Origin of the sequence: Paraburkholderia kururiensis (genome assembly GCF_034424375.1) — a bacterium.
GTDB lineage: Bacteria > Pseudomonadota > Gammaproteobacteria > Burkholderiales > Burkholderiaceae > Paraburkholderia > Paraburkholderia kururiensis_A.
On record NZ_CP139965.1, the window covers coordinates 5,370,623 to 5,383,219 of the forward strand.

At 68.4% G+C, this 12,597-nt stretch carries 9 protein-coding genes; all 9 read left to right on the plus strand.

The window, feature by feature from the left end; translation table 11 throughout:
• Window positions 1-23: 23 nt before the first annotated feature.
• Window positions 24-137, plus strand: a complete 114-nt coding sequence (locus U0042_RS24100; protein ID WP_081601790.1) for a potassium ABC transporter ATPase — start codon at window positions 24-26, stop codon at window positions 135-137.
• Window positions 134-226 (plus strand): K(+)-transporting ATPase subunit F, encoded by a 93-nt coding sequence (gene kdpF, locus U0042_RS24105; RefSeq protein WP_114813556.1) that lies wholly within the window; start codon window positions 134-136, stop codon window positions 224-226. The genes U0042_RS24100 and kdpF overlap by 4 nt, the downstream gene beginning before the upstream one ends.
• Window positions 223-2,028, plus strand: a complete 1,806-nt coding sequence (gene kdpA, locus U0042_RS24110; protein ID WP_114813554.1) for a potassium-transporting ATPase subunit KdpA — start codon at window positions 223-225, stop codon at window positions 2,026-2,028. The genes kdpF and kdpA overlap by 4 nt, the downstream gene beginning before the upstream one ends.
• Window positions 2,029-2,052: 24 nt before the next feature.
• Window positions 2,053-4,158 (plus strand): potassium-transporting ATPase subunit KdpB, encoded by a 2,106-nt coding sequence (gene kdpB / locus U0042_RS24115; protein WP_114813552.1) that lies wholly within the window; start codon window positions 2,053-2,055, stop codon window positions 4,156-4,158.
• Window positions 4,159-4,188: 30 nt separating this feature from the next.
• The gene (kdpC, locus tag U0042_RS24120; RefSeq protein WP_114813715.1) at window positions 4,189-4,767 is read left to right on the plus strand and encodes a potassium-transporting ATPase subunit KdpC; all 579 of its coding nucleotides are present in this window, start codon (window positions 4,189-4,191) and stop codon (window positions 4,765-4,767) included.
• A 174-nt stretch (window positions 4,768-4,941) separates the two neighbouring features.
• Window positions 4,942-8,142: a sensor histidine kinase KdpD gene (locus tag U0042_RS24125; protein WP_327204998.1), complete on the plus strand. Its 3,201-nt coding sequence runs from the start codon at window positions 4,942-4,944 to the stop codon at window positions 8,140-8,142.
• A complete protein-coding gene (gene kdpE / locus U0042_RS24130; protein WP_114813548.1) occupies window positions 8,139-8,837 on the plus strand; it encodes a two-component system response regulator KdpE in 699 nt (232 codons plus the stop codon). Before U0042_RS24125 ends, kdpE begins: the two co-directional genes overlap by 4 nt.
• Window positions 8,838-9,166: 329 nt before the next feature.
• The gene (locus U0042_RS24135; RefSeq protein ID WP_114813546.1) at window positions 9,167-9,784 is read left to right on the plus strand and encodes a DUF4126 domain-containing protein; all 618 of its coding nucleotides are present in this window, start codon (window positions 9,167-9,169) and stop codon (window positions 9,782-9,784) included.
• Window positions 9,785-9,873: 89 nt separating this feature from the next.
• The gene (locus U0042_RS24140; RefSeq protein WP_419150537.1) at window positions 9,874-12,483 is read left to right on the plus strand and encodes an ABC transporter permease; all 2,610 of its coding nucleotides are present in this window, start codon (window positions 9,874-9,876) and stop codon (window positions 12,481-12,483) included.
• Window positions 12,484-12,597: the final 114 nt, after the last annotated feature.

Sequence of the window (12,597 nt, forward strand, 5' to 3'; positions counted from 1 at the left end):
ATCCATCATCGGAGAACACCAACATGGATGCGCTGTACGTCGGGGGAATCGTGGCTTTCGCCGCGCTCACCTATGCCCTGATCGCCGGTTGCCAGAAGCTCACGCAATACCGGCGCGGCCAGGGGGCACGGTCATGAACTGGATGCTTTGGCTCTCGGCAGCGGCCACGCTGTTGCTGTTCGTCTATCTCGTCCATGCGCTGCTGCGCGCGGAGGACCTGGAATGAACCTCGACAACCTCCAGCAGCCGCTCGTCTATCTGGTCGTTCTGCTGCTGCTCGCCGTGCCCGTTTCGCGATACCTCACGAACGTGATGGACGGCACGTCGCGCGTCGTGCGCCTGTTCGCGCCGCTCGAACGTTTTTTGTTTCGCGTGGCCGGTGTCGATGCGCAGGCCGAGATGGGCTGGAAGCACTACGCCGTCGCGACCATCGCGTTCAACCTGTTGGGCGCGCTGTTTCTCTATCTGTTGCTGCGCGTGCAAGGCTTATTGCCCGGCAACCCGCAGGGCTTTGGTCCCATGACCGTCGACGGCGCGTTCAACACGGCCGTGAGCTTCGTCACGAACACGAACTGGCAGGACTACTCACCGGAACAGACGGTGAGCTATCTCACGCAGATGCTCGGCTTCACGGTGCAGAACTTCCTCTCGGCGACCACCGGCATCGTCGTGGTCATCGCGTTGATTCGCGGCTTCGCGCGTCACACCGCGAAGACCATCGGCAACTTCTGGGTGGACGTGACGCGCGTCACGCTCTACGTGCTCGTGCCGATGTCGGCGCTCATCGCCGCGCTGCTGATGAGCCAGGGGATGATCCAGAACTTCCGCGCGTATGAAGACGTGCCCGTTCTCCAGACCACGACGTACGCGGCGCCGAAGCTCGACGCCGCGGGCAATCCGGTGAAGGACGCGAAGGGCAACCCTGTGACGGTCGACACGAAGGTCGCATCGCAAACGCTCGCCATGGGCCCGGTCGCCTCGCAGGTCGCGATCAAGATGCTCGGCACGAACGGCGGCGGCTTCTTCAACGCCAACTCGGCGCATCCGTATGAGAACCCCACGCCGTTCGCCAACTTCGTGGAAGTGATTGCGATTCTTCTGCTGCCCGCGGCGCTCTGCCTCACGTTCGGCCAGATGGTGCTGGACCGCCGCCAGGGCGTGGCCGTGCTCGCCGCGATGACGATCGCGTTCGCCATCGGCGTGTGGGGCGAAATCAGCGCCGAGCAGGCGGGCAATCCGCTCTATGCGTCGCTCAACGTCGATCAGCAGGCGAGCGCGCTGCAATCGGGCGGCAACATGGAAGGCAAGGAGACGCGCTTCGGCATCGCGCAGTCCGGCATCTTCACGGTGGCGACCACCGCTGCGTCGTGCGGCGCCGTGAACACGATGCACGACTCGCTCACGCCGTTGGGCGGCCTCGTTCCGCTGCTGCTGATCCAGTTGGGTGAAGTGATTTTCGGCGGCGTGGGTTCGGGCCTCTACGGCATGCTCGTGTTCGCGCTGCTCGCCGTGTTCGTGGCGGGGCTCATGATCGGCCGCACGCCGGAATACGTCGGCAAGAAGATCGAGTCGTACGAGATGAAGATGGTCTCCATCGTCGTGCTGCTCACGCCGCTGCTCGTGCTGGTCGGGACCTCGATTGCGGTGCTCACGAGTGCGGGCACCGCGGGTATCGCCAACCCGGGGCCGCATGGCTTCTCCGAAATTCTCTACGCGTTCAGCTCCGCGGCGAACAACAACGGCAGCGCGTTCGCGGGCCTTTCGGTGAACACGCCGTTCTACAACACGCTGCTCGCCATCGCGATGTGGTTCGGCCGTTTCGGCACCATCGTGCCGGTGCTCGCCATCGCGGGGTCGCTCGCGGAAAAGAAACGCATCGGCGTGACGGCCGGCACGTTGCCCACGCACGGCGCGCTCTTCGTCGTGCTGTTGCTCGGCACCGTGGTGCTGGTGGGCGCGCTCACCTATGTGCCGGCGCTCGCGCTCGGCCCCGGCGTCGAGCATCTGATGATGGTGGCGGGCCACTGACACGCATTCGGGAACTCAAGAATCATGAATCAACATTCCGCAACCCGCTCCATGTTCGATCCGGCGCTCGTGCGCCCGGCCATCGCGGAGTCGTTCAGGAAACTGAATCCGCGCACGCAGTTGCGCAACCCGGTGATGTTCTGCGTCTATGTGGGCAGCGTGCTCACCACGATCCTCTGGATCGCCGCGCTGGGCGGCGAGGCCGAGGCGCCCGCGGGCTTCATTCTCGCCGTCGCGCTCTGGCTGTGGTTCACGGTGCTCTTCGCCAACTTCGCGGAGGCGCTGGCCGAGGGCCGCTCGAAGGCTCAGGCCGCTTCGCTGCGTCAGGCGAAGAAGGACGTGATGGCCAAGAAGCTCAACGAGCCGCATCCGAAGTCGCCCGTGCGCATCACCACGGCCACGGACCTGCGCAAGGGCGACGTCGTGCTCGTCGAAGCGGGCGACGTGATTCCGGCGGACGGCGAAGTGATCGAAGGCGTCGCCTCGGTGGACGAGTCGGCCATCACGGGCGAATCCGCGCCCGTGATCCGCGAGTCGGGCGGCGACTTTTCGTCGGTGACGGGCGGCACGCGCGTGCTCTCGGACTGGATCGTCGTGCGCGTTTCGGTGAACCCGGGCGAGGCGTTTTTGGACCGCATGATCGCGATGGTGGAAGGCGCGAAGCGCCAGAAGACGCCGAACGAAGTGGCGCTCACGATCCTGCTCGTCGCGCTCACCATCGTGCTGCTGCTCGCCACGGCCACGCTGCTGCCATTTTCGATGTTCTCGGTGGCGGCCGTGAAGGCCGGCCACGTGGTCACGATCACAGCGCTCGTCGCGTTGCTGGTGTGCCTGATTCCGACCACCATCGGCGGGCTGCTTTCCGCGATTGGCGTGGCGGGCATGAGCCGCATGATGCAGGCCAACGTGATCGCCACGTCGGGCCGCGCCGTGGAAGCCGCGGGCGACGTGGACGTGCTGCTGCTCGACAAGACCGGCACCATCACGCTCGGCAACCGCCAGGCGTCGACCTTTCTGCCCGCGCCCGGCGTTTCCGAAGAAGCGCTCGCGGATGCGGCGCAGCTTTCGTCGCTCGCCGACGAAACGCCTGAAGGCCGCAGCATCGTCGTGCTCGCGAAGCAGCGCTTCAACATCCGTCAGCGCGACATGGCCGCGCTCAACGCGGTGTTCATCGCGTTCAGCGCGCAGACGCGCATGAGCGGCGTGGACCTTGCACCCGCAGCCCCCGGCGCCGCCGCGCGCGAAATCCGCAAGGGCGCGTCCGATGCCGTGAAGCAGTACGTCGAATCGAACGGCGGCCGCTATCCGGCCGAGGTCAACCAGGCCGTCACTGACGTCGCGCGCCGCGGCAGCACGCCGCTCGTGGTCGCGGAAAAGAGCGCGAACGGTACGCGTGTGCTCGGCGTGATCGAACTCAAGGACATCGTGAAGGGGGGCATCAAGGAGCGCTTCGCGGAGCTGCGCAAGATGGGCATCAAGACCGTGATGATCACGGGCGACAACCGCCTCACGGCGGCGGCCATCGCGGCGGAAGCGGGCGTGGACGACTTTCTCGCCGAAGCCACGCCCGAAGCGAAGCTCAAGATGATCCGCTCGCACCAGGCCGAAGGCCGCCTCGTGGCGATGACGGGCGACGGCACCAACGACGCGCCCGCGCTCGCCCAGGCCGACGTCGCCGTCGCGATGAACACGGGCACGCAGGCCGCGAAGGAAGCGGGCAACATGGTCGATCTCGATTCGAACCCGACCAAGCTCATCGAGATCGTGGAGATCGGCAAGCAGATGCTGATGACGCGCGGCTCGCTCACCACGTTTTCCATTGCGAACGACGTGGCGAAGTACTTCGCCATCATTCCCGCAGCGTTCGCCACGACCTACCCGCAACTGCGCGTGCTCGACGTGATGCACCTGAGTTCGCCGTCGTCGGCGATCATGTCAGCGGTGATCTTCAACGCGCTCATCATCGTCGCGCTCATTCCGCTCGCGCTGAAGGGCGTGAAGTACCGGCCGCTCGGCGCGGCCGCCATCCTGCGCCGCAACCTGCTGGTCTATGGCCTCGGCGGCCTCTTGCTGCCGTTCCCGTTCATCAAGCTCATCGACATGATGCTCACCGCGTTCGGGTGGGTGTGAAACATGCCGGACATCGAAGGATCGACCATCATGAAATCGCTATTTCGTCCGCTCGTCGTGATCTTTGCCGTGCTCACGGCGCTCACGGGGCTCGCGTATCCCGCCGTGATGACGGCGTTCGGCCAGGCCGTCTTTCCGTACGAGGCCAACGGCAGCCTGATCGAAGTGAACGGCAAGCCGGTCGGCTCGGCGCTGATCGGCCAGCAGTTCGACGCGCCTCAGTACTTCTGGGGCCGTCTCTCCGCGACGACGCCGATGCCGTATAACGCGCAGGGCTCGTCGGGCTCGAACTTCGGACCGACCAACCCCGCGCTCGCCGACGAGATCAAAGGACGCCTCGACGCGCTCAAGGCCGCGGGCACGGATATGTCGAAGCCGGTGCCGGTGGATCTCGTGACGTCGTCGGCAAGCGGGCTCGACCCCGAGATCTCGCCCGCCGCCGCGGCGTACCAGGTGGAGCGCGTGGCGAAGGCGCGCCACCTGAGCGCGAACGACGTGCAGGCGCTCGTGGACCGCTACACGTCGGGCCGCCAGTTCGGTCTCTTCGGCGAGCCGCGCGTGAACGTGCTGAAGCTCAATCTCGCGCTCGACGCTGCACAGCACGGCTGAAGCGACGTTGAGCTAGACGGAGGCAGACGGCGGCGCGCGACACGGCGCCGCCGCGTTGCCATTTTCACGGCGCGGTGCGACGATGGCCGCGGCAATGCGCCTGCGCAATACGGCCAAAGAAACCTGGCGCACGTACCCGCTTAACGGCGGGCCATCCCTCGACTCCCCTGGCGTATGAACCGACCCGATCCCGACGAACTGCTCGACCGCCTGCAGCGCGATGAAGAAAAGCGCCAGCGCGGCAAGCTGAAGGTGTTCTTCGGCGCGTCGGCGGGCGTCGGCAAGACCTACGCCATGCTGCAGGCTGCGCGGCGCCGCAAGGAAGAGGGCGCGGACGTCGTTGTCGGCATCGTGGAAACGCACGGGCGCCGCGAAACCGCGGCGTTGATGGAAGGGCTCGACGTGCTGCCGCTCCAGCAGATCGAGTACCGCGGCCGCATGCTCGGCGAGTTCGATCTGGACGCCGCGCTCGCGCGCAAGCCGCAGCTTGTGCTGGTGGACGAACTCGCGCATTCGAACGTGCCCGGCGCGCGCCATCTGAAGCGCTGGCAGGACGTCTACGAACTGCTCGACGCGGGCATCGACGTCTATACGACGGTGAACGTGCAGCACCTGGAAAGCCTCAACGACGTGGTGGGGCAGATCACGGGCATCCGCGTCTGGGAAACCGTGCCCGACCGCGTGTTCGACCGCGCCGACGAAGTCACGCTCGTCGACCTGCCCGCCGAGGAACTGCTCGACCGCATGCGCGACGGCAAGGTGTACATGGCGGCGCAGGCCGAGCGTGCGGTGCGCAACTTCTTTCGCAAGGGCAACCTCATCGCGTTGCGCGAACTCGCGCTGCGTCGCACCGCCGACCGCGTGGACGCGCAGATGCGCGAGTACCGCGCCGACCGCTCCATTCAACGCATCTGGCAGGCGCGCGAGCGGTTGCTGGTGTGCGTCGGGCCGGGGCCGGAGGCGCCCACGCTCGTGCGCGGCGCGGCGCGTCTCGCGGCGAGCCTGAAGGCCGACTGGATCGCCGTCTACGTCGAAACGCCGAGGCTGCAACGTCTGCCCGACGCCCGCCGCGAACGCACGCTCGCCGCCCTCAAGCTCGCGGCGGACCTCGGCGCCGAAACGGCTACGCTCGCGGGCGACGACGCCGTGGCGACGCTGCTCGGCTACGCGCGCGTGCGCAACGTCTCGAAGCTCGTGGCGGGCGGTTCGCTGCGCTCGGGCTTCTCGCGCCGTCTGCGGCGACCGTTCGGCGAGCGCCTCGCGGAACGTTCGGGGGACCTCGATCTCACGCTGATCCGCGCCTCCACCGACGAACACGGCCGCGATCGCGAGACGCACCCCGACACGCTCGCCGGCGCCTGGCGCGACGCGCTCTCGGCGGCACGCGAGCGCCGCTCGCCGCCCCGCGCGTATGCGACTGCGTTCGCCATCTGCGTGGCCATCACGGCGGTGGCGAGCCAGTTGAGGACGCACATCGACCTCACGAACCTCGTGATGCTGTATCTGCTCGGCGTGATCTTCGCGGCCGCGAAGCTGGGCCGCGGGCCTGGCGTGATGCTGTCGTTCGCGAGCGTCGCGGCATTCGACTTCTTCTTCGTGCCGCCGCGCATGTCGTTTTCGGTGTCGGACACGCAGTACCTGCTGACCTTTCTCGGCATGCTGCTCACGTCGCTCGTGATCAGCCATCTCACGTCGAGCCTGCGCCGCGAGGCCGCGGTCGCCCAGCGTCGCGAGCAACGCACCGGCGCGATGTACGCGATGGCGCGCGAACTCGCGGCGGCGCTCACGATGGAGCAGATCGTGGCCATCGGCACCCGTCACGTGAGCGAGGTGTTTCGCGCGCGCGTGGCGCTCTTGCTGCCCGACAGCCAGGACAAGCTGCAGCAGAAAGTGGAAGAGCCGGACCCGGCCATCATGCTGGAAGGCGAGGCGCTCGACGTCGACGTGGGCCAGTGGGTGTACGACCAGCAGCAGCCGGCGGGGCGCGGCACCGACACCCTGCCCGCGGCCCGCGCGCTGTACCTGCCGCTGAAGGCGCCCATGCGCACGCGGGGCGTGCTCGCGGTGGAGACACGCGATGCGCACGAACTCGACGTGCCCGAACAGCAGCGCATGCTCGAAGCGTTCGCGGCACAGATCGCGCTTGCCGTGGAGCGCGTGCACTACGTGGAGATCGCCCGCGACGCGCTCGTGAACATGGAGTCGGAACGGCTGCGCAACTCGCTGCTCTCGGCCATCTCGCACGATCTGCGCACGCCGCTCACGACAATCGTCGGCTTCTCTTCGATGCTCGCGCAGATGCACGAGGCGGGCGCGGGCGGCGAGGCGACCGGCGCTATCCAGGCCGCCGCGCCGGGCGCCCAGAAGTCCGGCGAACTCGTGGAGGCCATTCACGACGAGGCGCTGCGCATGACCGGCATCGTCACGAATCTGCTCGACATGGCGCGCCTGCAGGCGGGCAGCCTCCACCTGAACCGCCAGTGGACGCTGCTCGAAGAGACCGTGGGCGCCGCGCTGCGCGCGTGCCGCCGCGTGTTGCAGCGGCACCCCGTGCAGACGAAGCTGCCGGCCGACTTGCCGCTGCTGCAGCTCGACGCCGTGCTGATGGAGCGGCTCTTCTCGAATCTCTTCGAGAACGCCGCGAAGTACACGCCGCTCGATACGCCGCTCGTGATCGGCGCGGAGCAGATCGAGGAAGGCGGCCGCCCGTTCGTGCGCGTGACCGTGGACGACGCGGGGCCGGGGCTGCCCGCCGGCATGGAAGCGCGCGTGTTCGAGAAGTTCACGCGCGGCGAGAAGGAGTCGGCGAAACCGGGCATCGGACTTGGGCTCGCGATCTGCCGCGCGATCGTGGAGGCGCACGGCGGCGCGATCGGCGCGTTCAACCGCATGGCGCCGGACGGCCGCGTGGAAGGCGCGCGCTTCTGGTTCACGCTGCCGGTGGAGACCCCGCCCGCGACGGTGGAGGCTGTGGAGGCGGAAGAGGCGGAAGAGGCGGAAGAGGCGGAAGAGGCGGAAGAGGCGGAAGAGGCGGAAGAGGCGGCTCAGGAAGCGCCTGCACGAGCGGCACAGAAAGCGGCCAGCTCCGGCGCGCATGACGCCGCAGGCGAAGGGGCGGGCGACGTGGCTGGCGACATGCCTGGCGAAAGGGCTGCAACCAGCCCTGACGAGGCCACGGACCCACGCCGATCCACCGCCGCGCCCACCGGATCGTCCGCGGTCTCGCCAGCCTCGCCATCCGGCCCCGTGCCGGGCGATACTACGGCCTCCAGCACCGGCGCCGGGGCTGCATCGTCCGCTGCTGGGCGCCCGCCCGGCCCGGACCGGCCGGACCCGCTTTCAGGGCCCATGCCCTCTCCCGACACCCACTCATGAACGAGCCGCGCATCACCGTCGTCCTGATCGAAGACGAAAAGCAGATTCGCCGTTTCGTGCGCGCGACCCTGGAAGCCGAGGGCATCGCCGTGCACGACGCCGACACGGGCCGCCAGGGCCTCGTGGAGGCGGCGACGCGCAAGCCCGATCTCGTGATCGTCGACCTCGGGCTGCCCGACACCGACGGGCTCGACGTGATCCGCGAACTGCGCGGCTGGAGCGACCTGCCCGTGATCGTGCTGTCGGCGCGCAGCCAGGAGAGCGAGAAGGTGGCCGCACTCGATGCCGGCGCCGACGACTACCTCACCAAGCCGTTCGGCGTCTCCGAACTGCTCGCTCGGATTCGCGCCCATCTGCGCCGCCGCAACCAGGGCGGCTCGAACGAGGCGCCGCAGGTCCACTTCGGCGGCGTGACCGTGGACCTCGCGCTGCGTCTGGTCTCGCGCGACGGGGCGCCCGTGCATCTCACGCCCATCGAATACCGGTTGCTCGCCACGCTCGTGCGCCATGCCGGCCGCGTGCTGACCCACCGGCAGCTGCTGCGCGACGTCTGGGGGCCGTCGCACGTGGAGAGCAGCCACTACCTGCGCATCTACATGGCCCATCTGCGCCAGAAGCTGGAGCGCGATCCCGCACAGCCCGAGCACATCGTCACCGAGACGGGCGTCGGGTATCGGCTCATCGGCACGAGCTGAATCCGCGGGGCACCCCGAGCCTGCGGCGCGGGCGCCAGCCGGCTGGGGCGAAAGGACGCAGCGAGGCGAAGGAACCGCACCGCTTCACGGCGGAATGCGAATCTCCGTGGCTATAATGCAGTGATCCGGTCTTGAAATTGGCTCGCGCCCCATGCGGCGCGCGTTCGGCTGCTTGATACACGCTTGATACGCGCTCGCCGCGGGGGGCATGTCCGCTCGATACGCGATGGACACGCGACGCCTCGGTTCGCTCCGTTCGAGGACGCGCTCGCGAACAGCCGAATAGCCGATGCCGCACAGTCGCGCCGGCCGCGCGCAAGGAGGGGGCAATGCTCGAACCACTATCGCTGGCAGCAGGCCTTGCCTGGGGCAGCGGCTTGCGGCTCTATCTCACGGTGCTGATCGCGGGCGCGCTGCAGCGTCTCGGCTTCATCCATCTGCCCGACACGCTCGCGGTCCTCGCCTCGCCGTGGGTGCTCACCGCGGCCGCCGTGCTGACCATCGCCGAATTTCTCGCCGACAAGATTCCCGCCTTCGATTCGCTCTGGGACGCCGTGCACACGTTCATCCGCATTCCGGCGGGGGCCGTGCTGGCAGCGGGCGCGCTCGGTCATGCCGACCCCGCCCTGCTCACGGTGGCGGCGCTCGCGGGCGGCACGCTCGCCGGCACGGCCCATCTCGCCAAGGCCGGCACGCGCGCCCTCATCAATCTTTCGCCTGAACCGGTGTCGAACGTCGTGACCTCTACGGCCGAAGACGGCCTGACGTTCACGGGCGTGCTGCTCGCGCTCTTCGTACCGGTGCTGTTTCTCGTGCTGCTGGCCGGCTTTCTCGCCGTGGCGCTGTGGGCGCTGCCGCGGCTGTGGCGCGGCGTGCAGGGCGGTTTCAGAGGCATGGCGACGCATATGGTGTCGCGTTTCGGTACGTTGAGGAGCCGACACGATTGAACGAAGCACGGAAGGTCGAGAAAAGCGTGCCGAAGGACGGGGCCGCGCGCCGCTACGGATGGTCCGACGTAGTTCGTCAGGCAGCGCGCATGACGGCCCGCGACTGGCGCGCGGGCGAACTCACCATGCTGGTGCTCGCGCTGGTGCTGGCGGTGACGGCGCTGTCGAGCGTTGGCTTTCTCGCCGACCGCCTGCAGCAGGGGCTGGAACGCGACGCACGGCAGATGATTGCGGCCGACTTCATCGTGCGTGCCGATCACCCTGTGCCCGCCGAATTCGCTCGCGAGGCCGAGACGCTCGGCCTGCGTACCGCGTCGACGGCGATTTTTCCGACCATGGTGAGCGCAGCGGCGGGTTCGGGTGCAGGCTCGGGTGCGGATTCAAACGCTGGCTCAGGCGCCGGACCGAACGACGCTTCGGGCGCATTCGCATCCGGCCAGCCGGCGAGCGGAGCCGGCCAGTCGCAGGCCGCCGCGCCCACCGTGGCGCGCCTCTCCGCCGTGAAGGCCGTGTCGGCGGAGTATCCGTTGCGCGGCGCGCTGCGCATCGCGCCCGGGCCCAATGCGCCCGATCACGTCGCGCGCGGCATCCCTGCGCCCGGCACTGTCTGGGTGGACGAACAACTGCTCGACACGCTCAAGCTGCGCGTGGGCGACACGGTGCTGGTGGGCGGGCGCACCTTCAAGGTGGCCGCGATGATCACGCGCGAGCTGGATCGCGGCTTCTCGTTCGTCAACTTCTCGCCGCGTCTGATGATGCGGGCCGACGAGCTTTATTCCACGGGCCTGATCGGCTACGGCAGCCGGGTCACCTGGCGCTTGCTCGTGGCGGGTCCCGACGCCGCCGTGGCGCGTTTCGCCGAGTGGGCCCATGCGCGCGTGGACGGCGGCAAGATGCGCGGCGTCGCACTCGAATCGTTGCAGGACGGCCAGCCGCAGGTGCGGCAGACGCTCGATCGCGCGGGCCACTTCCTCACGCTCGTCGCGCTGCTCACGGCCTTGCTCGCGGCGGTCGCCATCGCCATGACCGCGCACCGCTACACGCGCCGTCATCTTGATAGCTGCGCGCAGATGCGCTGCCTCGGCGTGAGTCAGCGGACGTTGCGCGTGCTGTTCACGCTCGAATTTCTCGCGGTGGGCCTGGTGAGCGGCGTGGCCGGCCTCGCGCTCGGTTTCGGCGGGCATCTCGCGCTGCTTGCGTGGCTCGGCAGTCTGATCGACGTCGCGCTGCCTTATCCGAGGGTGTGGCCCGCGCTCGAAGGGCTGGCCGCCGGGCTCGTGCTGCTGCTCGGCTTCGCGCTGCCGCCGCTGTTGCCGCTCACGCGCGTGCCGCCGGTACGGGTGCTGCGGCGCGAATGGGGCGAGGCGGGGCGCACGGCGTGGGCCGCTTACGCACTCGGCATCGCGCTGTTTGCCGGCCTGCTCGTGCTCGCCGCGGGCGAACTCAAGCTGGGCGGCATCGTGGCGGGCGGCTTCGCGGGCGGGCTGCTGCTGTTTTCGGTCGTCGCGCGGATCGCGCTCGGGGCCGCGGCCCATGTGGCGCGCAGCGAACGCGTGAACGCGAGCGTCGGCTGGCGTTATGCGCTCGCTTCGCTTGAGCGGCGCGCGGGCGCGAGTGCGCTGCAGATCACCGCGCTCGGCATCGGGTTGATGTGCCTGCTGCTCATCGCGATGACGCGCAACGACCTGATCGAGGGCTGGCGCAAGTCGACGCCGCCCGATGCGCCCAACGAATTCATCATCGATATCCAGCCCGACCAGCGCGCGGGCGTGCTCGATTACCTCAAGTCGCACGGCTTCGCCGACGTCACGCTCGAACCGATGGTGCGTGCGCGGCTCGTCGCCATCAACGGCAAGCCGGTCAATCCGGACACCTACAAGAACGAAGACGCGCGGCGCCTCGTGGACCGCGAGTTCAACCTCTCGTACACGACGAAGCTGCCCGACGACAATCGCATCGAGGCGGGCAAGTGGTACGGCGACTCGAAGGCGCCGCAGCTTTCCATGGAGCAGGGGCTTGCCAGAATCCTCAACGTGAAGCCCGGCGACACGCTCCGCTTCGACGTGACGGGCATGACCGTCGATGCGCCCATCACGAGCACGCGCAAGCTCGACTGGGGATCGTTCAAGGTGAACTTCTTCGTGCTGATGCCGCCCGCGCTGCTCCAGGATTTTCCGTCGATGTTCATCACGAGTTTTCACGTGCCGCGCGAGCAGCGCGGCGTGATCGATGGGCTCGTTGCCGCGTATCCGAACGTCACCGCCATCGACACCGCGCCCATTCTCTCGCAGGTGCAGCGGGTGATCGGCCAGGTGATCGGCGCCGTGCAGTTCCTGTTCGCGTTCACGCTGGCGGCGGGGCTGCTCGTGCTGTACGCGGCGCTCGCCGGGACGCGCGACGAACGTGTGCGAGAATCCGCGCTGCTGCGCGCGCTGGGCGCGTCGCATCGCCAGGTGCTCACGGTGCAGTTCGCGGAATTCGCCGTGGTGGGCGCGCTCGCGGGACTCATGGGCGCGGCGGGCGCGCAGGCCGTGGGCATGGTGCTCGCCACGCGCGTGTTCGACTTCTATCTCGCCTTCGACCCATGGCTGCTGCCGGCCGGCGTGGTGGCCGGCGTGGCGTGCGCGGCGGTGGGCGGCTGGCTCAGCCTGCGCAACGTGCTGGCGCGGCCGGCGCTGCAATCGCTGCGGGACGCGTGAGACGCGATGCATCAGGGGCGTGATGCGGTCTTATCGCCGAGGCTTCATTGAAGCCGCGTCAATGAAGCCGTGCTTTCCCGCCCGCATTTTTTTCCGACTTCCTTTCTTGACCGT